This is a genomic window from Pseudomonas sp. GM25, from assembly GCF_000282255.1.
Lineage (GTDB): Bacteria > Pseudomonadota > Gammaproteobacteria > Pseudomonadales > Pseudomonadaceae > Aquipseudomonas > Aquipseudomonas aphyarum.
The window spans coordinates 33349-59720 of the sequence record NZ_AKJQ01000038.1 but is presented as its reverse complement, the minus strand read 5'-3'; the positions used below and the strand labels follow the sequence as shown (position 1 = coordinate 59720).

At 61.1% G+C, this 26372-nt stretch carries 24 protein-coding genes; 19 read left to right on the top strand and 5 right to left on the bottom strand.

Annotated elements, in window-relative coordinates; genetic code table 11:
• Positions 1–271 precede the first annotated feature (271 nt).
• From PMI24_RS14475 to PMI24_RS14415, 13 genes are all read left to right on the top strand, one after another.
• Positions 272–634: a c-type cytochrome gene (locus tag PMI24_RS14475; RefSeq protein ID WP_007955117.1), complete on the top strand. Its 363-nt coding sequence runs from the start codon at positions 272–274 to the stop codon at positions 632–634.
• 76 nt (positions 635–710) lie between these two features.
• The gene (locus PMI24_RS14470; protein WP_162130481.1) at positions 711–2039 is read left to right on the top strand and encodes a D-arabinono-1,4-lactone oxidase; all 1329 of its coding nucleotides are present in this window, start codon (positions 711–713) and stop codon (positions 2037–2039) included.
• 74 nt (positions 2040–2113) lie between these two features.
• Entirely contained in the window at positions 2114–3322 is a 1209-nt protein-coding gene (locus tag PMI24_RS14465; RefSeq protein WP_162130480.1) for a DSD1 family PLP-dependent enzyme, read from the top strand.
• Between the two features lie 271 nt (positions 3323–3593).
• A complete protein-coding gene (locus PMI24_RS14460) occupies positions 3594–4220 on the top strand; it encodes a transposase (protein ID WP_007955114.1) in 627 nt (208 codons plus the stop codon).
• A gap of 55 nt (positions 4221–4275) precedes the next feature.
• On the top strand, positions 4276–5871 hold the full coding sequence (locus PMI24_RS14455) for a ShlB/FhaC/HecB family hemolysin secretion/activation protein (protein ID WP_007955113.1): 1596 nt from the start codon (positions 4276–4278) through the stop codon (positions 5869–5871).
• Positions 5872–5885: 14 nt separating this feature from the next.
• A complete protein-coding gene (locus PMI24_RS14450; protein ID WP_007955111.1) occupies positions 5886–7685 on the top strand; it encodes a DUF2341 domain-containing protein in 1800 nt (599 codons plus the stop codon).
• A gap of 11 nt (positions 7686–7696) precedes the next feature.
• Complete coding sequence (locus PMI24_RS14445; RefSeq protein ID WP_007955109.1) at positions 7697–8122, top strand: ExbD/TolR family protein; 426 nt, start codon at positions 7697–7699, stop codon at positions 8120–8122.
• Between the two features lie 3 nt (positions 8123–8125).
• Positions 8126–8830, top strand: a complete 705-nt coding sequence (locus PMI24_RS14440) for an energy transducer TonB family protein (protein ID WP_007955108.1) — start codon at positions 8126–8128, stop codon at positions 8828–8830.
• Between the two features lie 39 nt (positions 8831–8869).
• Positions 8870–10567, top strand: a complete 1698-nt coding sequence (locus PMI24_RS14435; protein ID WP_007955107.1) for a putative porin — start codon at positions 8870–8872, stop codon at positions 10565–10567.
• Between the two features lie 16 nt (positions 10568–10583).
• Positions 10584–11213, top strand: a complete 630-nt coding sequence (locus PMI24_RS14430; protein ID WP_007955106.1) for a hypothetical protein — start codon at positions 10584–10586, stop codon at positions 11211–11213.
• Between the two features lie 29 nt (positions 11214–11242).
• The gene (locus tag PMI24_RS14425) at positions 11243–11710 is read left to right on the top strand and encodes a YbjN domain-containing protein (protein ID WP_007955105.1); all 468 of its coding nucleotides are present in this window, start codon (positions 11243–11245) and stop codon (positions 11708–11710) included.
• A gap of 11 nt (positions 11711–11721) precedes the next feature.
• The gene (locus PMI24_RS14420) at positions 11722–12654 is read left to right on the top strand and encodes a peptidylprolyl isomerase (RefSeq protein WP_443200797.1); all 933 of its coding nucleotides are present in this window, start codon (positions 11722–11724) and stop codon (positions 12652–12654) included.
• A gap of 157 nt (positions 12655–12811) precedes the next feature.
• Entirely contained in the window at positions 12812–13789 is a 978-nt protein-coding gene (locus PMI24_RS14415) for a LysR family transcriptional regulator (RefSeq protein WP_007955103.1), read from the top strand.
• Positions 13790–13909: 120 nt separating this feature from the next.
• Here PMI24_RS14415 and PMI24_RS14410 read toward each other — a convergent pair whose 3' ends face one another.
• Positions 13910–15628 (bottom strand): hypothetical protein, encoded by a 1719-nt coding sequence (locus PMI24_RS14410; protein ID WP_007955102.1) that lies wholly within the window; start codon positions 15626–15628, stop codon positions 13910–13912.
• A 176-nt stretch (positions 15629–15804) separates the two neighbouring features.
• Entirely contained in the window at positions 15805–16176 is a 372-nt protein-coding gene (locus PMI24_RS14405) for a DUF6124 family protein (protein WP_007955101.1), read from the bottom strand.
• A 412-nt stretch (positions 16177–16588) separates the two neighbouring features.
• Here PMI24_RS14405 and PMI24_RS14400 point away from each other — a divergent pair, with 412 nt between their 5' ends.
• Positions 16589–17098, top strand: coding sequence for a GNAT family N-acetyltransferase (locus PMI24_RS14400; RefSeq protein WP_007955099.1), 510 nt, complete (start codon positions 16589–16591; stop codon positions 17096–17098).
• A 115-nt stretch (positions 17099–17213) separates the two neighbouring features.
• Entirely contained in the window at positions 17214–17705 is a 492-nt protein-coding gene (locus PMI24_RS14395; RefSeq protein WP_007955097.1) for a hypothetical protein, read from the top strand.
• Between the two features lie 132 nt (positions 17706–17837).
• Here the strand turns inward: PMI24_RS14395 and PMI24_RS14390 are convergent, their stop codons facing one another.
• Both PMI24_RS14390 and ccoN read right to left on the bottom strand, forming a co-directional pair.
• A complete protein-coding gene (locus tag PMI24_RS14390) occupies positions 17838–18059 on the bottom strand; it encodes a hypothetical protein (protein WP_007955095.1) in 222 nt (73 codons plus the stop codon).
• Positions 18060–18074: 15 nt separating this feature from the next.
• Positions 18075–19502 (bottom strand): cytochrome-c oxidase, cbb3-type subunit I, encoded by a 1428-nt coding sequence (ccoN, locus tag PMI24_RS14385; RefSeq protein ID WP_007955093.1) that lies wholly within the window; start codon positions 19500–19502, stop codon positions 18075–18077.
• A gap of 330 nt (positions 19503–19832) precedes the next feature.
• Between ccoN and PMI24_RS14380 the strand changes: the two genes are divergently transcribed.
• From PMI24_RS14380 to PMI24_RS14370, 3 genes are all read left to right on the top strand, one after another.
• Positions 19833–21506, top strand: a complete 1674-nt coding sequence (locus tag PMI24_RS14380; protein ID WP_007955091.1) for a nitrite/sulfite reductase — start codon at positions 19833–19835, stop codon at positions 21504–21506.
• Positions 21503–21982, top strand: coding sequence for a DUF934 domain-containing protein (locus PMI24_RS14375; RefSeq protein ID WP_007955087.1), 480 nt, complete (start codon positions 21503–21505; stop codon positions 21980–21982). The genes PMI24_RS14380 and PMI24_RS14375 overlap by 4 nt, the downstream gene beginning before the upstream one ends.
• Before the next feature lie 129 nt (positions 21983–22111).
• Positions 22112–23086, top strand: a complete 975-nt coding sequence (locus PMI24_RS14370; RefSeq protein ID WP_007955085.1) for a hypothetical protein — start codon at positions 22112–22114, stop codon at positions 23084–23086.
• Positions 23087–23128: 42 nt separating this feature from the next.
• Here the strand turns inward: PMI24_RS14370 and PMI24_RS14365 are convergent, their stop codons facing one another.
• Positions 23129–25486, bottom strand: a complete 2358-nt coding sequence (locus PMI24_RS14365; protein WP_007955083.1) for a tetratricopeptide repeat protein — start codon at positions 25484–25486, stop codon at positions 23129–23131.
• 201 nt (positions 25487–25687) lie between these two features.
• On the opposite strand from PMI24_RS14365, the gene PMI24_RS14360 reads away from it, so the two are divergent.
• Complete coding sequence (locus PMI24_RS14360; RefSeq protein ID WP_007955081.1) at positions 25688–26359, top strand: DUF3313 domain-containing protein; 672 nt, start codon at positions 25688–25690, stop codon at positions 26357–26359.
• Positions 26360–26372: the final 13 nt, after the last annotated feature.

Sequence of the window (26372 nt, the reverse complement as noted above, 5' to 3'; positions counted from 1 at the left end):
GGCGGGCCGATTGGAAAAGGCTTTACAGGTTATACGCCTGAATTCACTGAAATTTAAACCCGCAAATGTCACGGGAATGTCACGCAAAGGCGCAGAGCAGAGGGCTGGCAACATCAGCCTCGACAGAGTTTTGTGTTTGTACCCGGTCCCGAGCCGAGTCCTGACTGTCCCCGGATGCCCCCTTCACTGGCCCGCAATGCCCTCAACCCGCCGCCGTCGCTGCCTTAAGGTGTGATCACAACAATAAGCGGCACCTCACGCGAGGATCTTTATGCGGGCATCCCGATTCACCTGGCTGCTGATGCTGGCCGTTGCACTGGCCGGTTGCGGCGAAGACGCCAGACCCCCGACTTCATCCGGCATCGCCCGTAGCGCCGTGCCTTCCGACCCGGCGCTGGCGCAGATCTACGCCAACAGCTGCCAGCTCTGTCACGCCAACCCCGCCGCGAATGCGCCGCTGACCGGTGATCGCAAGGCCTGGGAGCCGCGCATCCAGCAGGGCGCCGACACGCTGCTCGACCACGCCATCAATGGCTACAACGGCATGCCGCCGATGGGCCAGTGCGTCGAGTGCTCGGAAGAACAATTCCTTCAGTTGATCGGCTTCATGGCCGATCAGCCGCTCCCACAATAAGGATCCTGGCATGCCGATAGATCTGACACGCCGGCAGTTTTTGCACCGGGCAAGCATCGTCGGTGCGTTCAGCGCGCTGGCTTCCAATCCGGCGCTGGGCCAGTTGATGCGCGCACCGCGACTGATTCCCTGGCGCAACTGGTCGGGCGGGCAGAGTTGCCTGCCGGCGGCGCGGGTGGCACCAAAGAATCTGGACGAACTGACGACGATCATTCAGCAGGCCCCCGGCAAGATTCGTCCGGTCGGCTCGGCGCATTCCTTCAGCGCGCTGGTGCCTACCGACGGCACGTTGCTGTCGCTGAGCTACTTCAACGGTCTGCTCGACCACGACCCGAAAACCCTGCAAGCCGAATTCGCCGCCGGTACGCCGATGTCGCGCATGGGCACGCCGCTCAAAGACATCGGCCAGGCGCTGCAGAACATGGCCGACATCGACTACCAGACCCTCGCCGGGGCCATTTCCACCTCGACCCACGGCACCGGCAAAACCTTTCAGTCCTATTCCGCACACGTCTGCGGGATGCAACTGGTGACCGCCAGCGGCGAGGTGCTGGACTGCGACAGCCAGCGTCATCCCGAGGTATTCAACGCCGCCCGGGTGTCACTCGGCGCACTCGGCGTGGCCACCAAAATCCGCCTGCAAAACCGCCCGGCCTATCGCCTGCGGGAAACCCAGTGGATCGCCAAAACCGAAGAACTGCTCGAAGACCTGGACAAGAACACCCGCGAAAACCAGCACTGGGAAATGCTGGTCGTCACCCATTCAGACTACGCCTTGTCGATCGCCCTCAACGAAACCACCGACCCGCCCACGCCACCGATCCCGCCCGAAGAGGAGGGCGGCAACGAGTTCGTGACCCTGATCGAGAAGATCGACAAGTACGGCAGCGATTTCCCGAACCTGCGCAGTTCGCTGCTCAACAGCCTGCGGCATCTGGCGAGTTTCGATGACCGGGTCGGCGACTCGTTCGACATCTACGCCAACGTGCGCACTGTGCGCTTCAACGAAATGGAATATTCGGTGCCCGCCGAACACGGCCCGGCCTGCCTGCGGGAGATTCTCAAGCTGATCCGCGACAAGGACCTGCGTACCTGGTTTCCCATCGAGTACCGCTACGTCAAGGCCGATGACATTCCGCTGAGCATGTTCGAAGGCCGCGACAGCTGCTCGATCTCGGTCCACCAGCATTACCAGATGGACCACCACAACTTCTTCGCCGCCGTCGAGCCGATCTTCTGGAAGTACAACGGCCGCCCGCACTGGGGCAAATTGCACACGCTGAATGCCCGGACGTTGCAGACGTTGTACCCGCGCTGGCAGGAATTCATTCAGGTACGCGAGGCGCTGGACCCGAGCGGCAAGTTTCTCAACGGGCATCTGTCGTCGATCTTGGGGGTGAGCTGATGGCGGTCAATCGACGTAATTTCGTGCTCGGGACTTTGGGTGTTGGCGCTTTGCTGGTGGGTGTTGGCGTATGGTTGAGGCCTGGAGATCGCGGCGGGCCTTACAGCGAATATTTCCGGGCGCTGAACAATGAACTCAAGACTAAAGGCCCGATGCGCCCGGTGCTGCTGATCGATCTGGATCGGCTGGATCACAACATCGATGTGGTGATGCGCTCGGTCAAACGCGCAGGCAAGCAGTTGCGGCTGGTGGAAAAGTCGCTGCCGTCGCCGGGACTGCTCAGCTACATCGGCCAACGGGCAGGGACGCAGCGGCTGATGTCGTTTCATCAGCCGTTTCTCAATCACGATGCGGTGACGTTTCCGCAGTCGGACATTCTGCTCGGCAAGCCGTTGCCGGTGCGTTCCGCCGAGATTTTCTACCAGACCCACAGAGGCCCGTTCGACCCGGCGAAACAACTGCAATGGCTGATCGACAACCCCGAACGCTTGCAGCAATACCTCGCGCTGGCCCAGGGCTTGGGCACGCGGATGCGGATCAACATCGAGCTGGACGTCGGCCTGCACCGCGGCGGCGTCAGCGATCTGAACGTGCTCGGGCAGATGCTCACGCTGATCGCCGCCAACCCGCAGCACCTGGAGTTCGCCGGGTTCATGGGCTACGACCCGTTCGTGGGCATGGGCGTGCCGGGGATTCTCGGTTCGCCCGAGGAACTGTTTGCCAAGGTGATGGTGATTTATCAGCGCTGCGTCGACTTCACCCGGCAGCAGTATCCGGCGCTGTGGCATGACGGCTTGTGCCTGAACACCGCCGGCAGCCCGAGTTACCGCATGCATGAAAACGAAAAATTGAGCAGTGAAGTGTCGGTGGGGACGGCGATGCTCAAGCCGACCCATTACGACTTGCCGTCGCTGGTCGAACATGAACCGGCCGCGTACATCGCCACGCCGGTGTTGAAAAGCACGGGTGCGGTGAGCATTCCGGCGCTGGATGACAAGTCGAAACTGTTTTCGTGGTGGGACACCAACCAGCGCCAGACTTTTTTCATCTACGGCGGTAACTGGATGGCCGAGTTCGAATCGCCGCCAGGATTGCAGAGCAATGGCGTTTACGGGCGCAGTTCGAACCAGGAGATGGTCAACGGTTCGAATGCCGTGGGGCTGACTGTGGAGGATCAGGTGTTCCTGAGACCAACCCAGACTGAAGCCGTCCTCCTGCAATTCGGCGACTTGCTGGCGGTGCGTGGCGGCAAGATCGTCGATACCTGGCCGGTCTACTCCTGACCAAAAACAAACCCCATTCCCTGTGGGAGCGAGCTCGCTCGCGAAGGCGTCCTGTCAGTCACCCTTTACTCGGCTGACACACCGCTTTCGCGAGCAAGCTCGCTCCCACAGGTTTTTGTGGTGCCCGATCGATCTCACTCCAATTCTGTAATTAAGCTTTTATGACAAAAGTTCGGTAGCACATCGCCAGTCCGGTCATGCCTATGTAACGCGCTTGAGGGGCCCTTTGGGCGCTTTTCACAAGCCGAGGCGGGACGCCGGGAGTGAGGCAATGGGGACTATGGAACGCTACTCGAAAGTGGGCATGCAGGAACTCGATCAACGCCTGTCGAAGATCGTCGAAGCCGCGCGCAAGAAGCCGGTTTCGGTGTATCGCTACGGCGCGCCGTGGGTCTGGATCGTGTCGCAGGATGACTGGCAGGGCGCCTTGAAAGAGGTCTCCAGCTACATTCCGCCGGGTCATTCGCTGGTGCTGTTGCGCCCGCAGATCGACGACCTGCTCGACGCCCACCGCGACCTCCTGCACGACCTCAATGCCCAACCCGGCATGCTGATCGCCCCGCAGACGGTCATGCACATTCTGCTCCTGCAACTGCTGTATTCGGTGCCCAGCGAGCAGCAGCTCTATGAACAGCTCAATTACAACCTGCTGTTCCGCTGGTTCGTTGGCCTGGGCCTGAACCAGAAAGTCTGGAGCTTCAACGTCCTCAGTCGCGACATCGCCACGCTGCTCAACGAGCCGCGTGCGGTGCAGCTCATCCAGAAAATCATCGGTGAAGTGTTCTGCGGCGCGCTGCTGCAAATGCCCGAGTTCTCGCTGAACTTCGCGCTGCTGCACACCTGGCTGGGCAAGCACAACGGGGCCTGCACTTCAGCAATCAAGAACGCCAGTAACTGACGCACACGCAAGGCGCATGAGCGCCAACAGGTCATCGCGAAATTCAGGGGGTAGTGTGGAGCAGATTTTCACGTCACGGCTGGCGCTGTGGGGCTGGCTGCTGGTGACGGCCGGCGCGCAGCCGGCGTTCGCCGATGAAGCCGGGAACGCAGCGGCGCAGCGTCTGGTGGACGTCAACGAATACTTCGTGCGCGGCAACACCGTGCTCGATGCACGGGCCATCGAAGAAGCGGTGTATCCGTTCCTCGGCCCGCAAAAAGCCTTGAGCGACATCGAAGGCGCGCGGGATGCCTTGCAGAAGGCCTATCAGGAACGCGGCTACCAATCGGTGTTCGTCGAGTTGCCGGAGCAGGCTGTGGCCGACGGCATCGTCTACCTGCAAGTCAGCGAAACCAAGGTCGGCCGGGTGCGGGTGGTCGGCGCCAAACACTATTCGCCGCTGGATATCCGCGACAACGTCCCGGCGCTGAAGGAAGGCGAGGTGCCGGACTTCGCCAAGGTCCAGGGCGAACTGGCGCAACTGAACAAAACCCCGGGCCGGCAGGTGATGCCGCTGGTGCGCGAAGGTCAGCGCCCCGGCACCATGGACGTGGACTTGCAGGTCGAAGACCAGAACCCGTGGACCGCCAGCGTGGGGCTGAACAACGACTACAGTGCCGACACCGAAAAACTGCGTACCGTCACCAGTCTTGGTTACAACAACCTTTGGCAGTTGGGGCACAGCGTCAACCTGACGTTCTTCACCGCACCGCAGGAGACCGATAACGCCAAGGTCTGGTCCGGCTCCTATACCGCACCGCTGACCGAGCGCTGGAGCGTGCAGTTCTCCGGTTACCAGTCCGACAGCAACGTCGCCACCATCGGCGGCAGCAACGTGCTCGGCAAGGGCCATTCCTATGGCGTAGCGGCGATCTACACGATCCCGTCCAGCGGCAACTGGTCGAACTCGCTGTCGGCCGGCATCGACTTCAAGGACTTCGACGAACGCCTGACCCTGTCCGGCGAAAGCGACAAGGTGCCGCTCAAATACGCGCCGTTCACCTTCGCCTACAACGGCTATCGCTACAGCGAAAAGAGCCAGCTTGGCCTCGGCCTGAGCCTGGTCGCGGCCACTCGCAGCATCTTCGGTTACGGTAGCTCCGACGAAGACTTCGACTACAAACGCTACCGCGCCAACCCGAGTTTCGCCGTGCTCAAGGGCGATACCAACTTCACCTTGACCTTCGACAGCGATTGGCAGAGCGCAAGCAAAGCCGCGTTCCAGCTGGCGTCGGGGCCGCTGGTTTCCAACGAACAATTCTCCGCCGGCGGCGCCACTTCGGTGCGCGGTTATCTGGCGGCCGAACGCACCGCCGATGACGGCTTCCTGCTCAGCGAAGAACTGCGCACACCGTCGCTGGCCAAGTACGTCGGCGGCTGGATGCAGGACTGGCGCTTCTACGCCTTCGCCGAAGGCGCGCAACTGTATCTGCGCGACGAGCTGCCGGACCAGGACGCCAATTACGCCCTGGCCAGTGTCGGCCTCGGCACCCGCGCCGGCCTGAGCAAATGGCTGTCCGGCAGCCTCGACTGGGGCTATCCGCTGCTCGAAGGGCCGAACACCTCGAAACAGGAATCGCGCCTGCACTTCAACCTTCAGGCCACTTTCTAACAAGGAGCACCTCCATGCAGCGCCTTTTCCTTTCGTTGTTGATCTGCCTGGGCTTCGTGCTCCCGGCCACGGCTCAGGCCTGGTGGCAGGACGACTGGCATTACCGCAAACAGATCGCCGTCGACACCACGCCGCAAGGCGCCGCGATCAATCAGGCCCTCGGTCGCACCGCGCTGCTGGTGCGCCTGCACACCGGCAACTTCACCTTCGACGGCGTGAAAGAGGACGGCTCGGACCTGCGCTTCGTCGCCGCCGATGACAAGACCGTGCTCAACCACCAGATCGAAAGCTTCGACGCGTTGATGGGCATGGCGCTGATCTGGGTCGACGTACCGAATGTCGAGGGCGGTCAGCGTCAGGACATCTGGATGTACTACGGCAACCAGAAGGCGCCGGCGACCGGCAACGGCCAGCTGACGTTCGATCCGAATTACACCGCGCTCTATCACTTCGACGGCGCCACCGGCACTCCGGCTAAAGACACCACCGCCTACGGCAACACCGCACAGAGCGCGACCGGCGCCGCGATTGACGGCGTAGTAGGGCGGGCTTTGCAGTTCAGCGGTCAGCCGCTGCTGTTGCCGGCCAGTCCGTCGTTGCAGCACAACGCCGGCAGCGCGTTCACCTTCAGCGCCTGGCTGCGACTGGACCAGGCCAATGGCGAGCAACTGATCCTGGCCCGCCGCGAGGGGACCAACAGCCTGCTGGTCGGGGTGAATCAAGGCGTGCCATTTGTGGAAATCGATGGCCAGCGCGCCGTAGCCACGCAACCGCTGAATCCAGGTCAATGGCAGCACGTCGCTCTGACCGCTGAAGGCGCGAAAGTGACGCTGTACATCAACGGTCGCGAAGGCGCGGCACTGGCTCAGTCGATGCCGGCGTTCAATTCGGTCATGGCCATCGGCGCCGACCTGCACGAAGGTCCTTTCCAGCCGTTCGTAGGCGCCATCGACGAACTGCGCCTGTCGAAAGTCGCCCGTCCGGCGCCGCTGTTGCTGGCCGACGCCACTTCCCAGGGCGCCGAGTCGAAACTGGTCGCCTATGGCGTCGATGAAGAACAGTCCGGCTTCGGTTTCGGCAGCCTCGGTTTCCTGCTCAACGCCGTGCCGGTGGACGCCTGGGTGATCATCGCGGTGCTGGTGCTGATGATGTTCCAGTCGTGGATCATCATGCTGCGCAAGAACCGCACCCTCAGCCGCGTCACCGCCGCCAACGAAGATTTCCGCGTGCAATTCGCCAAGGTCGGCACGCGTCTGGAAATGTTCGCCGACGACACCCAACTCGCCCAGCGTCTACAGCACTCGTCGCTGTGGCGCCTGTACCTGGTCGCCGTGAAAGAAATCCGCACCCGCCGCGAGCAGGGCGCCGATACCTCGTCGGTTTCCGCCGCAACCATCGAAGCCATCCGTTGCTCGATGGACGGTGTGCGCACCCGGGAAAACCAGCAACTGAGTTCGAAACTTTCGACCCTGTCCAACGCCATCGCCGGCGGCCCGTACATCGGTCTGCTCGGCACCGTGCTGGGGATCATGGTGGTGTTCCTCGGCACGGCCATGGCCGGCGACGTCAACATCAACGCCATCGCGCCGGGTATGGCCGCAGCCTTGCTGGCCACGGCCATGGGCCTGTTCGTCGCGATCCCGGCGCTGTTTGGCTACAACCGCCTGATCACCCGCAACAAGGAAGTCAGCGCCGACATGCGCGTGTTCGTCGACGAGTTCATCACCCGTCTGGCGGAGATGCACGGCGAAGGCCAGTCCAGTGAAGCGGCGCACCAGCGCGGCCATCACGCCAACCACTCCGTACCGGCCTGAGGAGCACTGACATGGCGTCTGTAAATGCCTCCCACGACGATGACGAAGATGCCGCAGTGGACAGCATCAACATCACGCCACTGGTGGACGTGCTGATGGTGGTGCTGGTGATGTTCATCCTCACCGCCACCGCGCAGGTCTCCGGGATCCAGATCAACCTGCCCAAGGCCAGCGCCGCCGTGTCGCTGTCCGAGGCCAAGACCAAGGCGATTTCGGTCAACGACGGCGGCCAGGTGTTCCTCGACGCCTACCCGGTGACGTTGCCGGAGCTGGAAGAACGCCTGCGCATCGAGAAGGCGCAGAACCCGGACTTCCCGGTGATCGTGCGCGGCGACGCCACGGTGCAGTACCAGAAGGTCATCGAAGTGCTGGATCTGCTGCGCCGGCTCGAACTGTCCCAGGTCGGTCTCGTTACCGGCAAACCGACGCAGGGCTGAGTGATGACTGCACAACTGCCAATCGAGCCTTTGCCGGTGAAGAAGTCGCCACTGCGCTACGTCAAGTGGGGCGCCGGGCTGCTGCTGGGCGCCGTCGCGGCATTCCTGTTGTGGCAGTGGGCCAACGACATGAGCGGCATCCGCCGGGAAGCGCCGAAGGTGCCGACGATCATTCCGTTGCCGCCACCGCCACCTCCGCCGCCGGAAAAACCGCCGGAGCCGGAAACCCCGGTCGAGGAAAAAATCGTCGAGCCCGAGCCAACGCCCGAGCCGCAAGAGGTCAAGCCCGAGGAAGAAGCACCGCCATCGCCGGCGGACGATCTGGCCAACCCGATGCAAATGGACGGCGACGCCCAGAGCGGCAGTGACGCCTTCAACATCGGCGCGGGCAAGGGCGGCGGCATGGCCGGTTCCGGCGGTGGGCGACTGGGCAACGGCACCTACAGCCAGTTCCTCGCGTTCACCTTCCAGAAGCTGCTGCGCGAGAACCCCGACCTGCGCAACCTCGCGTTTTCGCTGCACGCCGATGTGTGGCTGAGCAGCGTCGGCGAGATCACCCGGGTCGAGCTGATCAAGTCCAGCGGCAACCCCGAGATCGACAGTCAGGTGTTGGCCGCATTGCGTAACGCGCCGCATCTGAGCGAGCGGCCACCGGCCTCCATCACCTTGCCTGTGCGCATGTCCCTGCAAGGGCGGCGTCCGGGTTAACCGAATTCATAAAGCTGTATGAAAAGGAGTTGTGTGCAGATGATTTCCAACGTGAATCGATTGTCCCTGGCGGTCGGCATGGTCATCGCGACCCTGGTCGGTCAGGCCGCGGCAGCGCCTGCGCCCTCGGAGAACGCCACGATCAATCTGATCCGCTTGCTGGTCGAGCAGGGCATTCTGAAACAGGACAAGGCCGACGCACTGATCGCCCAGGCCCAGAACGAAGCGGCCCAGGCCAAGCAGGCTGCGGCGTCCACTGCCGTGGCAGCCGGGCCGGTCGCCGCACCGGGCGATGTGCGGGTGCAATACGTGCCGGCTGCGGTGCGCGACCAGATCCGCGATCAGGTCAAGGCTGAAGTCATGGCCACCGCCAAGCAGGAAAACTGGGCTGCGCCCAACACCTTCCCGGACTGGGCGTCGCGCATCAGCTTCGACGGCGACATTCGCCTGCGTGACGAATCGCGCTACTACTCGGGCAGCAACAGCAACGAAATCGTCGACTTCGCCAAGCTCAACAACAATGGCCCGTACGACGTGAACCCCAACAGCAGCACCGCGTTGCCGCCGTTGCTCAACACCCGCGAAGACCGCGAAAACCTGTTCCGCCTGCGCGCCCGGCTGGGCATGAAAGCGGTGATTTCGCCGGAATGGACCGCCGGCATCCGCATCGGCACCGGCTCGGACAACAATCCGGTGTCGACCACCCAGAACCTCGGCGGCGGCTTCTCGAAAAAAGACATCTGGCTCGATCAGGGTTACCTGACCTGGAAGCCGTCGGATGAACTGACCCTGACCGGTGGCCGCTTCGCCAACCCGTTCATGTCCACCGACATGCTGTATTCCAATGACCTGAACTTCGACGGTGTGGCGGCGATTTTCGACCACAAGCTCAGCCGCGACTGGGGCGTGTTCGGCACCGTCGGCGCGTTCCCGGTGGACTACACCAACGACACCACCACCAGCAACGGCTTCGACAAGGAAGAAAGCGACAACAAATGGCTGTACGGCGCGCAGATCGGCGCCAAATGGGCGATCAACAGCAACAACCGCTTGAAAGGTGCGTTGGCCTACTACCGCTTCGACGACATCGAAGGCCAGCGCTCCAGCCCTTGCGAACCGTGGGCCGGCGCACCGGGCTGCGACAGCGACGGCACCCGCGCGGCGTTCATGCAGAAGGGCAACAGCGTGTTCCTGCTGCGTGACATCACGCCGAACCCGCTCAACCCGACCACCACGCCGCAGCCGCAATTCGTTGGTCTCGCTTCCGAGTTCAACCTGCTGGACCTCAACGTGGTGTGGGACGCCGACCTGCCGGAAGACTTCAAGCTGCGCAGCCAGGGCAACTACATCCACAACCTCGGCTACGACGAAGGCGACATGCGCAAGCGTTCGGCCGGGCAACTGGTCAACAACCTCGACAGCAACGGCAACATCGAAAGCGGCGCCAATGCGTGGATGGTTCAGTTCACCCTCGGCAATGCGCTGGAGCTGAAGAAGCAGGGCGACTGGAACCTGTTCGCCGGCTACAAGTACATCCAGCCGGACGCCTTGCCGGACGGCTTCAACGACTCGTCGTTCCACCTCGGCGGCACCAACGCCAAGGGCTACTTCCTGGGCGGCAATTACGGTCTGGCGAAGAACGTCTACGCCACCGGCCGCTGGTTGAGTTCGGAGGCGGTGTATGGCGCGCCGTTCGACATCGACGTCATGCAGCTTGAGATCAACACGCGCTTCTAAGCGCCGGGAGAGGGTTATGAAAATCCGCTTTTTATGGCTTGGGCTCGGGATGTTGATCGCCACCGGGGCGAGTGCCGAAGGCATGGAGGAACGCCTGCGCACCCAGTTGCGCAGCACCACCCAGCAGCTGCAAGCCCTGCAAAGCCAGCAGGCCCAGGCCAGCGCCGCGCAACTGGCGGCGCAGAACGAAACCAAGGCTGCGCAGGCGCAAATCAAGCAGTTGACTGCGGAGCTGGCCAAGGCCAAAGGCCTCGCCGAGCAACTTGCCGGGCAGCAGCAAAGCCTGCACAGCCAGGCCCAGGCGCAAGTCGCGGCCAGCAACGAGCAGACCGGCAAGTTCAAGAAAGCCTATGACGAGCTGTTGGTCATGGCCCGTGCCAAAGAGGCAGAACGGTCTAAGCTTCAAGCGCAATTGACTGAACGTGACACACAAGTGCAGCAATGTTCGGTCAAGAATCAGCAGATGTACGGCGTGGCCAAGCAGATTCTCACCGCCTACGAAAACATCGATGTGGCCGAGGTGATGAAAATCCGCCAGCCCTTCGCCGGCAGCGCCCGGGTCAAGTTCGATGAACTGGCTCAGGGCTTTGGCGACGAACTGTACAAGACTCAATTCGATGCGCCGCAAGCCGCGATCGCGCACTGATTAAAAGACTCATGGACAAGGAAGAAGTAATGACTCAATTGATCTCCCACGTATCCCCGCAATCCCTGACCGACGTACTGCAAGCCGCCGGTTACCGCGTCAACCAGACCGAACAGAACGGCATCGTCCAGTTGCTCAGCGCCAGCCAGGGCATCGGTTATGCCGTGCGTTTCGGCAACCCGGCGGTGGCGGAGCAGGGTAGCTACGTCGACTTCACCTTCAGCTGCGCATTGCGCGTGCAGGGTGAGTTGCCGGCCGGTGTGGCCGAGCAGTGGAACGCGACCCGCCGGTTTGCCCGGTTGTCGTTGCAGGGCGAGTTTCTGGTGATGGAAATGGACGTGGTGGTGGCCGCTGGCGTGAGCAGCGATTACCTGCGCGGCAACCTGGAGCTGTGGGATCGCCTGCTTCAGGAATTCATCGTTTATCTGCGTGACTTCACCCAGAACGCTGCTGCCGCCCAGGCTCCAAAGGTTGAGCAAGAGGAAGTCGCGCTGTGACAAAACCTGCCATGGTAATCAGCGCCGCTGCGGTGGCGCTGTTGGTGGTGGCCGTGGCGCTGGTGGTGCGGCCGGGCAATGACCCGGTCGCCGCCCAGCAACCGGCGCCGGTGATTGCGGCGAATAATGGACCGGCAGTCGCCAGATTAGGCAATCAACAGGTTTCGCCGGAGGAATTGCAGGCGTTGCTGGCGGCTGTTCCACCGCAAACCCGCGAGCAACTGCGCGGTAATCGTGAGGCGCTGGAGCGCTGGATTCGTTCACGTCTGGCTGAAAAAGCTGTGCTGGAACAGGCCGATGCCCAGGGCTGGGCGCAGCGTCCTGACGTGGTTCGGCAGACCCGTGCCGCCACCGAACAGATCGTGTTCCGCGACTATTTGCAGTCGGTGAGTCAGGTGCCGGCGGATTACCCGAGCGCTGCCGAGTTGCAGCAGGCGTACGACGCGGGCAAGGCCAACTGGCAGACGCCGGCGTTGTATCGGGTCAGCCAGATTTTTCTTGGGGTGAATGAGCCGCAGAATCTTGAAGCCGTGCGCAAGCAGGCGGCGGATCTGAGCAAGAAAGCCCAGTCGACCCCTGCGGAGTTTGCAGCGCTGGCCAAGGAGTTTTCACAGGATCGCCTGACCGCTGAACGTGGCGGTGACACGGGGTTGCAGCCGTTGCAGCAACTGGTACCGGAAGTGCGTGGTGCGGTGGCGCGACTCAAGGTTGGCGCGGTCTCCGATCCCGTTCAAAGCAGCGCCGGCTTCCACGTGATCAAACTCACCGAACAACAACCAGCCCGCACCGCGACCCTCGACGAGTTGCGCGATCAACTGACCCAAGCCTTGCGGGCACAGCGTCAGGAGCAGATCGCCCAAGCGTACCTGGACGGCATGCTCAACACCGCGACGCTGAGCATCGACGGGGCCGAGCTCAACAAGGTGCTGGAGGAAAAACTGTAATTCAGATCCACCTCTGAACTTTGTGGGAGCGAGCTTGCTCGCGAAAGCGGTGTATCTGGCAATGAGATGTTGCGTGTGCCGATGCCTTCGCGAGCAAGCTCGCTCCCACAATGGATTTATGCAAAGGCAAACTACAAAGATCGACAGGGAGTCATCGATGTCATTCACCGAACCCGCAGCACGACAGAGCAGCGCCGATTTCCGCTGGCCCCGGGACAAGGACGAACCCTGGCTTGCGCAAGCCGCGACCCTCGACGGCGACGTCGCCCAATACTTTCTGGTCAGCGCCCGTTGCGGCTGCTTCATGCAGGCCGCCCGCAGCCTCAACGTGCGCTCGACCCTGCTGCGCAAACAACTGGCGCAACTCGAACAACAACTGCAATGCGCGCTGTTCAGCTTTCAGGGCAGCGCCCTCAGCCTGACCCGCGAAGGCCAGCAATTGCAGGCGCAACTGATCGCCCTGGCTCACGAACGCAAACTTCCGGTGATCGAGCAACCGCTGATAAGGCTGGCCGTCGCCGAATCGATCCTGCACGACATCCTCGGCCGCGACCTCATCGCACTGCTGCGCCGCAACGCCAGCGTGCGGCTGGAGATCATCGCCCTCGACAGCGAACTGGCCCTGCGCGCCGTCAGCGCCGACATCGTGCTGTGGCTCGCCCACGGTGACACCCCGCATCCCGGCCCGACCTTCGCCACCAGCGAACCGCAACGCCTGGCGCAACTGGAATACCAGCCGCACATCGCCAAACGCTACTCCCGCGTCACTGCACGCCCGGAAAGCCCCGATGACCTCGCGGATTTCATGTTGGTGCAATGGCAGCATGATCGGCAGATCGACAGCTTCCGGCCGTGGAATGAACTGGTCGAACAGCGGTTGGCCGGGGTGGTGCAGATGCAGTCCTATGAGCTGATGCTGGAGATGATTCGTTGCAGCGCGTGCATTGGTTTGCTGCCGATGTACATGAGCCGGTTTGATCGCGGGTTGGTGGCGTTGCCGGGGTTGTTTGACGAGGCGATGCGGTTGCAGGCGTGGTTGGCGGTGAACAGTGAATCGCAGGAGGTCGGGGAGGTGCAGACCTTGGTGGAGTTGATTCAGCGTACGTTCAGTGAGCGGCAGGAGTGGTTTGAATAATCGTGTAAAAAGGGCGGACTTATTGAATTAAATAAATCCGTCCCATTTTTCTTGCATTTTTCAGTCCCGTTTTTCTTTTTATTGTTATAACTTCCTTGGTTTATCTATGTTGTTGCTTCTTCATGATTTCAAATAGTAGAAGTAGCCAAGAAAGTTAGGAAGGTCTGCATGTGGGACTTTGGATCCTGTAAGGTAAAAATACCAAAATGTTCCTGGATCTGCAGGCGTTGTTGTCCACGAACTGTGATGATTACCAGGTGACTGGTATATGCTCGGAGTGAACTTTCGATATTCCGACTCAAGCTCCGACAGTGTGAACAAACGTCCGCCATCCGCGGACGCTAACTGAACAGCGGCTCTCCAGCTGATCTGGTTAAAGTGGGCGACGATTTGCTTTGCGATGCCCGAAGTCGTCACTCGATAGCTTTTGCTCTGGTTCGAAGAGTCTTTGGCCGTAATTACAGCTTCCCCGTTTGCCCTGGCGTACACCCTTCCGCGAGCACTGACAGATGCAACGTTGATGTTGTTCGACTCGTACGTTATTCCACTGACTCCACCCGTTGCCACTCGGTCCGCGAAAGAGCCTGGCATAGGGTCGGATGGGAACTCATAACCGGGTGGATTCGGTAACGGGTGCACGTAATATCGTGTTCCACTCAGTTGCAGCGGACTGGTATCCAATATCAATTCTGGTAAACCAGTCCCCACAACCTGAGCTTGGGCAATTTTGGAAACACCAACGATCTTTCCTCCCCTGATCTGCTTGTGTGTCACCTGCACCGTACTGCCGGGAATCACCTTGGCATTGGGAATATCCACTGACAATTGTCCCGGTACCTGACTGACTGGCACCTTCACTTGATGGGTAGCCGTCACGACCCCGTTTACCAAAGCCTCGAAAGTCAGATCGCACTCATCCCCCGCCTGCCAAATCGAATCGACCAAGTGAATCAGCGCCCACAACGGCCCGCCGTTCATCTTGCCCAGATCAACGATGGACGAATCGTCATTGTTGTCTGGGAGGAGCTCCCGAAGGATGGCTTCCAGCAGTTCTACCCAATCCAGATGCACATTAACCACGCAGTCCTTCGACCAGAATTCCTGCGGGTTGAATACTCCGTTCGATGACGTGCCGGAAAAGTCGTCTATCTGACTGATGACGTTGTACTTGAATATGAACTGCGGATTGTTGGGGTCATGGGCGAAATCGGCAGTGTTAAGGGTCAAGACCACTGGTTTGGTTTCGGGGTTGGGATCCTGCGCAGTTGGCAAGATCTGATGGGTGCGGGTTTTACCGCCATAGTTGATCGTCAACAGGTCATACAGTTGCTTGCCCGGATAATCCATTGTCACGATCACGCCCGCTGCTGCTTCGGCCGGGCCGATACTCTTCGGGGTGACATCAATGCTCAGCAACGAATTGCCAGGATTCGGATCCGTATCATTACCGGCAGGGTCAACGAGGTAATGCAACACGGACAGCTCTGACGAATCCTCATTGCCCGACTGGCGCTGGAGGCTGACTTTCAGCTTGTTTACTCCGTCTGACAGCAACCCCGGCGGCACGAAAAACCTAAGCGATGAGGTCGTATCCACGGTGGTCTGGGCCGGGGTCGGCACAGGCAAGCCATTAAGGTAAATCCGTCCGGTTTCGTCGGGTACCTGATCCTGATAAGGCCCAAACAGCACCAGCAGCCCCTTAGATCCCGCGTAATAGTTGAGCCGGGAGAGCCCGACCTGTGCGACCGGGTGAATGATCGGGTAGGTCTGTACTGGAATAAAGGGCGGTGTCAGTGCCAGGTCGACGATGGGGCCGCCGCTGGATGCGGAAATGTTCATGGCACGCAACTCCTTGGTGATTGATGTGCCATGAAAACCCTGCGCGATCCGTTTCGGCTACTGTCAGATCTGACAGGTGAGACTGGTTTTAAGACGGACGGTCATCAATCGGAGTCGTCCATACACCTCCCGCAGATAAAAAAACGGCCCACAGGGGGCCGTTTCGGTTTCATCACTCAGACGCAAGGCTCAGCCGCCACCTCCAGATTATCCAGCGCCCGATTCACCGCCAGTTCCCCCAGCATGATCAGTTGCGCAATCCCCAGCAGTACATGCCGATGCGAGCCGTCCACCAGCCCGGCGAAGTCGGTGGCCATGGTTTTGGCCGAGGTCAGGGTTTCGCAGGCGTCGGCCAGCAGTTCCTCGCTGTCGATGCCGGGGGCGATGAGGTAACGGGTGTTGGGTTTGAGCAGCGGTTTTCTGGGGAGGAGGGGATTGAAGTAGTGATCGAGGGCGCGTTCGGCGGCTTCGTGGAAGGTCTTTGAATCCACGGATTCGTAAGGCGAGGTGGTGTCGGTTTCGGGTGGGTTGGGTGTTGGTTTGATCATGGTGAAGCTCCTTGATAGACGGAGCTGCAACCGTTCGCGGTCAATCGAAAGGTGGCAGCTGTACGCGGGTTGACCGACCGGGAATCAAGGAACCCGGCATACCCGAAGGTATCCCACGCACAGCCACCGCGACATCTGGGTTCAGAAAGACTTCTGAATCCGGTCTTGGGCACTGGCGCGCCTTGATTGAGTCGGACGGTCAAATCCGATCGCTGATTCATCAGCGACCCGGAAACGATAGAGCCGACCCTCAAGGCGCACAAGCCGGCGGATTCTGGCGGATGCGTAGGCAATGGCGCAAGGCGTTGTGGCTTGCCGGACGTTTCGGTCAACGGCTTTAAACAGTCATGGCGAATCCGTGAAGAAGCGGTTTACAGTGACCGGCCACGCATTGATCCAGGAGGGATCTTTCATGCCTGAGCACAACCCCGCCATTCACCTCGAACGCTACAACGAATCCCACGTCGAGGGCATCACCGCGCTCTATAACGACCCGGCCGTGACCCGGCAGGTGTTGCAAATGCCGTTTCAGACCACCGAGGTCTGGCGCAAACGCCTGGCGCCGGACAACGAGCGGGTGGTGCAACTGGTGGCGCTGCATCAGGGGGTGGTGATCGGCAATCTGGGGCTGGAACAGTTCTCGCGAATTCGCCGCAGTCACGCCGGCAGTGTCGGCATGGCCGTAGCAGTGGCGTGGCAGGGTAAGGGTGTCGGTTCGAAGCTGTTGGCAGCGGCGTTGGAGATCGCCGACAACTGGATGAACCTGCACCGGGTCGAGCTTTCGGTGTACGCCGACAACGAGGCGGCCATCGGGCTCTATCGCAAGTTCGGCTTTGAAACCGAAGGCCTGTTCCGCGACTACGCCGTGCGTGACGGGCAATGGGTCGACACCCTGAGCATGGCGCGTCTTCGCAAACGCTGACCTTCTGTCCGTCAATGGTCGATGGGGCGACCGTGCAGGCAAATGACTTGCACGGTCGTCATCGGCATCTGCCATGCTCGAAGTCCGCAGCACCGCTCCTTGAAGGAACACCGCAATGGACGACGTACAGCAACTGGGCGAAATGCTTCGCCACTATGCCGACAGCGAAGCGCACAAGAAGCAACTGTTCGAGACGCAATCGGTGACCTGGGCCACACGGATTACCGAGTTGTTCGGGCAGATTCAGCAATGGCTGGAGCCGGTGCAGGCGCCGGGTTTGCTGGAAGTGAGTCGGGAGGCTTATGTGGCGTTCGGGCCGAGCACTCCGGTTGAGACTTCAACCTTCAAGACTGAAAAACTGAGCATCGTGATTGCCGGCAAACCGGTGGAGTTTGTGCCGGATGTGATGGGCAGTGGCGGGCAGATTTCGCTGGCGGTGGTGGGGTTGACGGCGGCGCGGTATGGGAGTGTTTCGTTGGTGGGGTTGCCCAATGGTGATTGGCAGTGGCGTAAGACTAATGGGTTGAAGGATCCGGATACGTTTGCCTTCGATGCGAATTTTCTCGCGCAGCAACTGCAGAGCCTCATCCCTCGCGACCGAGGTTGACACACTTGATCGTTCCCACGCTCTGCGTGGGAATGCAGCCCGGGACGCTCCGCGTCCCTTCCGGAGCTGGAACGCGGAGCGTCCCTTGAGGCATTCCCACGCAGAGCGTGGGAACGATCAGTAAGGGGTGGCTCACATTTCGAGGTTGATCCAGCCCGGCTTCGCCACCTCCGGCGCCACCGCTTTCACGGTCTTACCGGTGGCCATCTCAACCCGCCGCGCCACCTCCGGATCATCCGCAAACGGCGTCAGACTAGCCTCATCCAGGCTCTCGGCTGTCTCATGGCGCAAGCAGTACTCAACCGCCAGCCACAGAAACACCACACCCAACACATTCAAAAAGATATCGAACATGACCGGCTCCCTTGATCAGGCGATCTGCGCTTCACGATGGGCAATCGCAACATCCGCCACCCGCACCGTGCGCCACACGTTATAGGCCATCAGCAACATGCCGCTGAGGAAGAACACCCCACCGGCAAATCGCACGACAAACCCCGGATGACTGGCCTGCAACGCTTCGACAAACGAGTAGGTCAACGTGCCGTCCTCGTTGATCGCCCGCCACATCAGGCCCTGGGTAATCCCGTTGACCCACATCGAAGCGATGTACAACACCGTGCCAATGGTCGCCAGCCAGAAGTGCAGGTTGATCAGCGGCGTGCTGTGCATCCGTTCGCGGCCAAAGACCTTGGGCACCATGTGATAGGTCGCGCCGAAGGTGATCATCGCCACCCAGCCCAGCGCCCCGGCGTGTACGTGGCCGATGGTCCAGTCGGTGTAGTGGGAGAGGGCGTTGACGGTCTTGATCGCCATCATCGGGCCTTCGAAGGTCGACATGCCGTAGAACGCCAGCGACAGCACGAGGAAGCGCAGGATCGGGTCGGTGCGCAACTGATGCCAGGCGCCGGACAAAGTCATCATCCCGTTGATCATCCCGCCCCAACTCGGGGCCAGCAGGATCAGCGACATTGCCATGCCCAGCGACTGCGCCCAGTCCGGCAGTGCGGTGTAGTGCAGGTGGTGCGGGCCGGCCCAGATGTACAAGGTGATCAGCGCCCAGAAATGCACGATCGACAAGCGGTACGAATACACCGGCCGATTCACCTGCTTGGGCACGAAGTAATACATCATCCCGAGGAACCCTGTGGTCAGGAAGAAACCCACCGCGTTGTGCCCGTACCACCACTGCACCATGGCGTCGGTGGCGCCGGAATACACTGGATAGGACTTGAACCAGTCCACCGGGATCGACAGGTGATTGACCACGTGCAGCATGGCGATCACCAGAATGAACGCGCCGAAGAACCAGTTGCCGACGTAGATATGCTTAGTCTTGCGCTGCACCACGGTGGTGAAGAACACCACGGCATACGCGACCCAGACCACCGCCATCCACACCGCGCCGGAGAATTCGATCTCGGCGTATTCCTTGGTGGTGGTGTAGCCCATCGGCAGGGTGACCAGCATGATCACGATCACCGATTGCCAGCCCCAGAAGGTGAACGCGGCGAGCTTGTCCGAGTACAGCCGCACCTGGCAGGTGCGCTGTACGGCGTAGTAACTGGCGGCGAATTGCGCGCTGCCGGCGAAACCGAAAATCACCAGGCTGGTGTGCAACGGTCGCAAGCGGCCGAAGGTGGTCCACGGCAGGTCCAGATTCATGTCCGGCCATACCAGTTGTGAGGCGATCCATACCCCCATCGCCATACCCACGACACCCCAGAAAACAGTCGCGATGACGAATTGGCGGACGACCTTGTAGTTATAAGCCTGTCCGATTGTTGCTGTGCTCATGGTCAGTTCATCCACGGTTGCAAAGTCTTGCCAGGCCACCCGGTCTGGCACGAGCTGCACTGTAGAAACCCCACCGGAAACAAAACAGGCTCAGGAATTGTTCATTTATGCGGATCAGATACAAGCGCTGCCTGCGGCCATCTGCCGCGCCCTGATACGGTTTTTATGCGTTCAGGTGAATCTGTTGTGCACTGCGCCGTTCGTCCATAGTCAGGGAAAATACTGTGGGAACGGGCGAACCCGAGATAGCGCCAGACGCGAACTGGCGCTATCTCGGGTTCGCCCGTTCCCACAGGAATCCGTGCAAGTTCCTGACGAGGTAGTAGGCCGATGTATCAGTACGATGATTACGACCGGGCGCTGGTGTTCGAGCGCGTTGCGCAGTTTCGCGATCAGGTCGAGCGCTTCATGGCCGGGGAGTTGAGCGAAGAAGAGTTCCTGCCGCTGCGCCTGCAAAACGGCCTGTACATGCAAAAACACGCTTACATGCTGCGGGTGGCGATTCCCTACGGCACCTTGAGCGCCGAGCAGATGCGCACCCTGGCGAGCATCGCCAGTGACTACGACCGTGGCTATGGCCACTTCACCACCCGGCAGAACATGCAGTTCAACTGGATCGAGTTGCACGAAGTGCCGGACATCCTCGAACGTCTGGCGCAGGTCAACATGCATGCGATCCAGACCTCGGGCAACTGCGTGCGCAACATCACCACCGAAGCCTTCGCCGGGGTCGCGGCAGATGAGTTGATCGACCCGCGCCCGCTGGCGGAAATCCTGCGGCAATGGTCGACGATCAACCCGGAATTCCTGTTCCTGCCGCGCAAGTTCAAAATCGCCATCTGCTCGGCGAAGCAGGATCGCGCGGCGATCATGATGCACGACATCGGCCTGTACCTTTATCCCGGCCGTGACGGCCAGATGCTGCTGCGAGTGATCGTCGGTGGCGGTCTGGGGCGCACACCGATTCTCGGTCTGCAGATCCGCGACGGCTTGCCGTGGCAACATTTGCTGTCTTACGTCGAGGCGGTGCTGCGGGTCTACAACCGCCACGGTCGGCGCGACAACAAGTACAAGGCGCGGATCAAGATTCTGGTCAAGGCGCTGGGTATCGAAGCGTTCGCCAAAGAGGTCGAAGAGGAATGGCAACACCTCAAGGACGGCCCGGCGCAGTTGACCGAAGATGAATACCAGCGCGTCGCCAGTGCTTTTGTACCGCCGAGCTATCGCACACTGGCGGGTACCGATCTGGATTTCGGCACGCACCTGGCCGACAACCCGGCGTTCGCCCGCTGGGTCGCGCGCAACGTTCAGCCGCACAAAGTGCCGGGCTACACCAGCGTGGTGCTGTCGACCAAACCGGGATTGGCCTCGCCGCCGGGGGATGTCACCGATGCGCAGATGCTGGCGGTGGCCGAGTGGTCCGAGCGCTTCGGCTTCGGCGAGATTCGTATCGCCCACGAGCAGAACATCGTCCTGCCGGATGTGCCCAAGTCCGAGCTGCACGCGCTGTGGCAACTGGCGAAAGAGCAGGGGCTGGGCGCTGCCAACGTCGGCCTGCTGACCGACATCATTGCCTGCCCCGGCGGCGACTTCTGTGCGCTGGCCAATGCCAAGTCGATCCCGATTGCCCAGGCGATTCAGGCGCGGTTCGACAACCTCGATTACCTGCATGATCTGGGCGACATCAGCCTGAACATCTCCGGCTGCATGAACGCCTGCGGCCATCACCACATCGGCAACATCGGGATTCTCGGCGTCGATAAGAACGGCAGCGAGTGGTACCAGATCACCCTCGGCGGCGCCCAGGGCAAGAACAGCGCGCTGGGCAAAGTCATCGGCCCGTCGTTCAGCGCGGCCGAAGTGCCGCAGGTGATCGAGCGGATCATCGGCACCTTCGTCCGTTATCGCGAGGCTGAAGAATTGTTCGTCGATACCGTGGCGCGCATTGGGCTGGAGCCGTTCAAGGAACGGGTTTATCCGAAAGCGCTGGAGGTGCCGGCATGAACAATCTGCTGAGAATGGAGGAGAGCGGGGCGCGGATCGTGCTGGAGGATCCGTGGACGTTGATTCGCTCGCCTGAAACGGCTGACAGCACTGAAATGCTGATTCTGCCGCTGGCCCACTGGCTCGAATCGCCCTCGACCCATGCGGTCTGGCTCGGCCCGGACGACGGCGTCGAAAGCCTGCTGCCATGGCTGACCTCGTTGCCACTGATCGCCCTCGACTTCCCGAGCTTTCGCGACGGCCGCGCCTACAGCCAGGCCTATCTGCTGCGCAGCCGTTTCGGCTGGAAAGGCGAGTTGCGCGCCATCGGCGATGTACTGCGCGACCAGCTCAGCCACATGCGTCAGTGCGGTTTCGACAGCTTCGCGGTGCGCGAGGACAAGTCCGCCGAGGATGCGCTCAAGGGCCTGGCAGGAATGAGCGTGCTGTACGGGCGCTCGGTGATCGAGCCGCGACCGTTGTTCCGGCGCAGGTGATGCAGGGGAAACCCTTAGAACCCTGATGAATCGGGGATTTTTCCTTGGGTCGATGGTGGCCTTTTGGTAGAGTCCCCGTCGCCAGCGGGTTTTCGGCTGGACGACGGAACGAAGAAGGGAGTCTGATCAGTGAGTCCGGGCAAAAAAATTCTGGGCATCACCGCGTTGCTGTTGATGGTGACGCTGTGGGCCGGTTACATCTATGTGTTCAACGAAAACCGTGGCGGTCAGCTCGGTGGCGTCGGCGAAAGCACCGCGTGGTGCGGCACGCCGCCGAACACTGAAGCGGCGCTGCTGGGCAAGGATCAACTGACCCTGCGCATCACCAACAACCTGCGCGGCGAGTTCATGCTCAGCGGCGCGGTGGTGGTCTCCGAACGCACTTTCAACCGCTATGACTTGGGCCGCAACGAACTGCGTCTGCGCCTGGAGCCGTTGCAGTGGTCGTTTGGCGTCACGCCGATCTTCCTCGAACAGGTGAAAGTCCTGCCCCTGAGCCGCAACCTCGCCTCGACCGACAAGAGCGCCTTCGCCGAATTCGAATCGCGCCCGATCAGCGTTCAGGGCCGGGTCACCGAGTTTCCCTTCGACACCTATCGCTACGGCTACAAACCGGTGCTGTATTACCTCAAGGGCAGCGAGCGCATCGACCTGCGCTTCAAGAACATCACCACGCTGATGGAGATGTCCAACACCTTCACGCCGATCCAGAAGTACAACCGCGCCGACTACATCAACGAGAAAAACTCGATGATCCGCGACGAGGATTACAAAGCCTACGGCCCCCACGAATGCGCGTTCAGCGTCGAGCGCAAAGGCTCGTTCAAGGTCGTGGTGCTGTTGATGCTGCTGGTGCTGTGCCTGCCGTTGCTGCTGGTGTTCTACCGCGATGAGCCGGGGATCGACTTCCTTGCCACGCTGGTGGGGATCGGCGTGGTGCGCACGGTGCTGGTGGGGCCGGTGCAGGATTTCCAGCTGTACAACATTGATTTTCTGTTCGGTGCGGCGATTCTGCTGGTGGGCACGGTGTCGCTGATCAAGGCGATGCGGGCGAACAGCCGGCGGGAGATGGCGTTGCGCAGCGGAGAGACTTCGAGCTGGTGACGCAATCAGGCGGGAGCAGCAGAGCGCTGCTCCCGCCTGTTTTCATTTCAACGCCGGATCCCCCATATTCAGCTTCTTCCACCCCTGCAACACCACCTGCGCCTTCGGCTCCTGCCCGCTGTCGAGGTACCACTGAATCAGCGACAACCGCGCATTGCGGTTCGCCGGTTGCCGCTTGAGCAGCGCCTCCAGCTGCGCGCACGCCTCATCGACCTTGCCACTTTCGTGCAACGCCACCGCCAGCACGTAACCGTACTGCGCGTTCTGCGGTTCCAGTTGCGCGGCCTTGCGCAGGGGCGACATGGCTTCGGCCGGTTTGCCAGCGCGGATCAAAGACAATCCTCGGGTGTGCTGCAACAGCGCGGCATCCGGATGTGCCTTGAGGTTTTCATCCAGCAGTTGCTGCGCCTCAGGGCCGCGACCATTGGCCTCCAGCCATTGCACCAGCGTCACCAGCGCCGGGTAGAAATCCGGGTCGCGCTTCAGGGCCGTACGCAACAGACCCTCAACCTCCGAACTGCGACCGCTGGCCTGATAGAGCATCGCCAGATTCAGGTTGGCCTCGGCACGTTCGGCCACGCTTTTCTGCACCGCCTCGTACTCAACAATCGCCGCCTCCCAATTGGCCTGCGCCGAACCCAGACCATTGCGGGCGACACTCAGCAGATCCCGCGCCGCAGCGATTCTCACCGCTTTCACCGGATCGCCCAGCAACGGCGTCAACAGCGATAAACGCTCCGGCGGCGGCAGGAACGCGCTGATCGCCCGCACGGCATTTTCACGAACCTGCGGCGCCGGGTTCTTCAGATCCGTCGTCGCCAGCGTCAGGGCTTGTTCACTCGGATAAAGCGGCAGTTCCGCGAGCAACGTCGCCCGCTGGATCGCCGGCAGATTGCTGCGCTGCAACTGCTCATACAACGCTTGCGCCGCACCGGGCTGGCCGTTGCGAATCAGCCACAGGGTTTCGTCGTAACGCGGCGCTTGCGGCGTGGTCGAGGCATTCCACAATTTGAATTGCGCGGTGACCTTGTCGCCAGCCTTGCCCTGATGGCAGGTCAGGCAGGCGTCCGGCGTGCCGAGCTTTTGCGCGCGTTCGGGGTTGGGAATGCTGAAGCTGTGGTCATGCCGGAAGTCGTTGCCCATGTAGAACTTGCCGGGCATGTGGCAATCCACGCATTGCGAGCCGGGCTGGCCCATGGTGTGGCGGGTGTGTTCGATGCTGTCGTAGTTCTTCGCTTGCAGCCCTTTGCCGTCGACGCCTTCGACCGAGGTCTTGCCGGCGGTGTTGTGGCATTGCAGGCACACCGCGTTGCCCGGTGCCTTGAGCTCGGTGCTGTGGGGATTGTGGCAATTGCTGCACCGCACGCCCTTGTCGAACATTTTGCTTTGGGCGAAGGAGCCGTGTTCGAACACTTCGTCCTTGATCTTGCCGTCCAGCGCATACAGCTCGCGGGTCAGGACGCTGGGCAGGTAGTCGTCCATCAAGCGATTGCCGACGGTGTAGCCATCGCCCAACGGTGCACGGCGAGCGTGGCAGCGGGCGCAGGTTTCGATTTCGACGGTGGCGTTCTTGTCCTTGAGGTCGACGGCGAATCCGGCGTGGATCAGGTCGGTTTTCTTCGCCGTCCATTCCAGGTGATTCGACGCCGGGCCGTGACAGGCCTGGCAGCCGACGCCGAGGCTGTTCCACTGGCTGGCGAAGGTGTTGCTGGCCGCATCGAAGTTGCGCTTGTACCCGGTGGTGTGGCACTCGACGCACATGAAATTGGCGTTCTGGCTCGGCTTGCTCCAGTGCAGCGGATTCTTGAAATTCACGCCCTGGCCGGGGTAGAGGTGAAACCAGCGGTTCTTCTCGGTATCCCAGGCCACGCCCAGCGCCTGCAATCGGCCTTCGCCGACTTCGATCAGGTATTGCTGCAGCGGGGCGATGCCGAACGTGTAGGCGACTTTGAAGTCCGCGTTCTTGCCGTCGATGCCTGGCGTGTTGACCCAGAAATCATCGCCCTTGCGCGAGAATCGTGTGGTCTCGTTTTCGGCTTTGACAACGACGTTGTTGAAGTCGCCAAGCATGGTTTCAGCGTTTGCCGGTTGCATCGCCAATTGGTGATGGGAGCCTTGCCAATCCTTGACCTGTTCGTTGTGACAACCCTGGCATTGCTGCTCGTCGACCATGCTCGCAGGCGCCGCCGCCACGGTGGGTGCAGGTTTGGCCGGCGCCACAACCGGGGCGCTCACGGGCATCGGTTTGACCGGCGCCGGCGCGGGGCTGAACAGAAACCAGCCGATCCCCGCCACGGCGGCCAGCAGCACGCCGATGGAAACGGGAAACAGGTAACGTGAAAGTGAGGTCGATGAAGCATCAGGCTGAAGCGGTGCAGCTTTATTTTTATGCTTGGGCATTGCGACTTCCGTAGTCCAGGTGCATTTGCCGTCTGGCGCGCGTTCAAGCTTGATGCAGCTTTGCCGCCTGACCTGCATCTGTCAAATGAGTGGAAGCCGCGGGGTGTGAATATTGTGTTTTGTGATCGCAAACCGCGCGGTTTTAGCTATACCTGTAACTCCCCAATGCAATAAATCCGGCCTTCCGACAGGAGTTACAGCATGAAGCTAGCCGTAATGATGAGCACCCTGTGCATTGCCACGCTGGGCGTGGTGGGCTGCTCCAGCAAAACCGTCGCACCCGACGAGTACTCAGGCTTCCTCAAGGACTACAGCCAGTTGAGGGAGGCCAAATCCCCGTCGGGGGCTGAAGTGATGCGCTGGATTGACCCGAAAATCGACATCAGCAAATTCACCAGCGTCTACGTCGAACCGACCCAGCTCTATCCCAAACCGCAGCCCACCGTGAAGATTCCGCAGCAGACCCTCAACGGCATCACCAGCTACTACGATCAGGCGCTCAAGCGTGAGCTGGGCAAATCCCTGCCGCTGGCCTCAGGCCCCGGGCCGGGTGTGATCGTGGTACGTGCGGCCATCACCGCCGTGAGCAGCAAGACCGAAGGCTTGCACGCGTATGAGGTGATTCCGGTGGCGTTGGTAGCCGCAGCGGTCAGCACCGCCAGCGGCATTCGCGATCAGGAAACCACGCTGGCGACCGAAGCGGTGTTCCTCGATGGCGGCACCAACAAGGTGGCGGCGCAGGTGGTGCGCAAAGGCACCGGCAAACCGCTGGAAAACGATTCACAGGTGATGAAGGCCGATGACGTGAAAAGCGTGATCGATGGCTGGGCGGCGGATCTGCATCAGTCCTACCTCAAGCTCAAGGCCAAGTAAGACCGGCACGCCG

Excerpts from the sequence above, each read along its gene's own strand:
- PMI24_RS14475 (WP_007955117.1), top strand. The coding sequence starts at position 272 with ATGCGGGCATCCCGATTCACCTGGCTGCTGATGCTGGCCGTTGCACTG.
- PMI24_RS14460 (WP_007955114.1), top strand. The coding sequence starts at position 3,594 with ATGGGGACTATGGAACGCTACTCGAAAGTGGGCATGCAGGAACTCGAT.
- PMI24_RS14450 (WP_007955111.1), top strand. The coding sequence starts at position 5,886 with ATGCAGCGCCTTTTCCTTTCGTTGTTGATCTGCCTGGGCTTCGTGCTC.
- PMI24_RS14445 (WP_007955109.1), top strand. The coding sequence starts at position 7,697 with ATGGCGTCTGTAAATGCCTCCCACGACGATGACGAAGATGCCGCAGTG.
- PMI24_RS14440 (WP_007955108.1), top strand. The coding sequence starts at position 8,126 with ATGACTGCACAACTGCCAATCGAGCCTTTGCCGGTGAAGAAGTCGCCA.
- PMI24_RS14435 (WP_007955107.1), top strand. The coding sequence starts at position 8,870 with ATGATTTCCAACGTGAATCGATTGTCCCTGGCGGTCGGCATGGTCATC.
- PMI24_RS14430 (WP_007955106.1), top strand. The coding sequence starts at position 10,584 with ATGAAAATCCGCTTTTTATGGCTTGGGCTCGGGATGTTGATCGCCACC.
- PMI24_RS14425 (WP_007955105.1), top strand. The coding sequence starts at position 11,243 with ATGACTCAATTGATCTCCCACGTATCCCCGCAATCCCTGACCGACGTA.
- PMI24_RS14420 (WP_443200797.1), top strand. The coding sequence starts at position 11,722 with ATGGTAATCAGCGCCGCTGCGGTGGCGCTGTTGGTGGTGGCCGTGGCG.
- PMI24_RS14415 (WP_007955103.1), top strand. The coding sequence starts at position 12,812 with ATGTCATTCACCGAACCCGCAGCACGACAGAGCAGCGCCGATTTCCGC.
- PMI24_RS14410 (WP_007955102.1), bottom strand. The coding sequence starts at position 15,628 with ATGAACATTTCCGCATCCAGCGGCGGCCCCATCGTCGACCTGGCACTG.
- PMI24_RS14405 (WP_007955101.1), bottom strand. The coding sequence starts at position 16,176 with ATGATCAAACCAACACCCAACCCACCCGAAACCGACACCACCTCGCCT.
- PMI24_RS14400 (WP_007955099.1), top strand. The coding sequence starts at position 16,589 with ATGCCTGAGCACAACCCCGCCATTCACCTCGAACGCTACAACGAATCC.
- PMI24_RS14395 (WP_007955097.1), top strand. The coding sequence starts at position 17,214 with ATGGACGACGTACAGCAACTGGGCGAAATGCTTCGCCACTATGCCGAC.
- PMI24_RS14390 (WP_007955095.1), bottom strand. The coding sequence starts at position 18,059 with ATGTTCGATATCTTTTTGAATGTGTTGGGTGTGGTGTTTCTGTGGCTG.
- ccoN (WP_007955093.1), bottom strand. The coding sequence starts at position 19,502 with ATGAGCACAGCAACAATCGGACAGGCTTATAACTACAAGGTCGTCCGC.
- PMI24_RS14380 (WP_007955091.1), top strand. The coding sequence starts at position 19,833 with ATGTATCAGTACGATGATTACGACCGGGCGCTGGTGTTCGAGCGCGTT.
- PMI24_RS14375 (WP_007955087.1), top strand. The coding sequence starts at position 21,503 with ATGAACAATCTGCTGAGAATGGAGGAGAGCGGGGCGCGGATCGTGCTG.
- PMI24_RS14365 (WP_007955083.1), bottom strand. The coding sequence starts at position 25,486 with ATGCCCAAGCATAAAAATAAAGCTGCACCGCTTCAGCCTGATGCTTCA.
- PMI24_RS14360 (WP_007955081.1), top strand. The coding sequence starts at position 25,688 with ATGAAGCTAGCCGTAATGATGAGCACCCTGTGCATTGCCACGCTGGGC.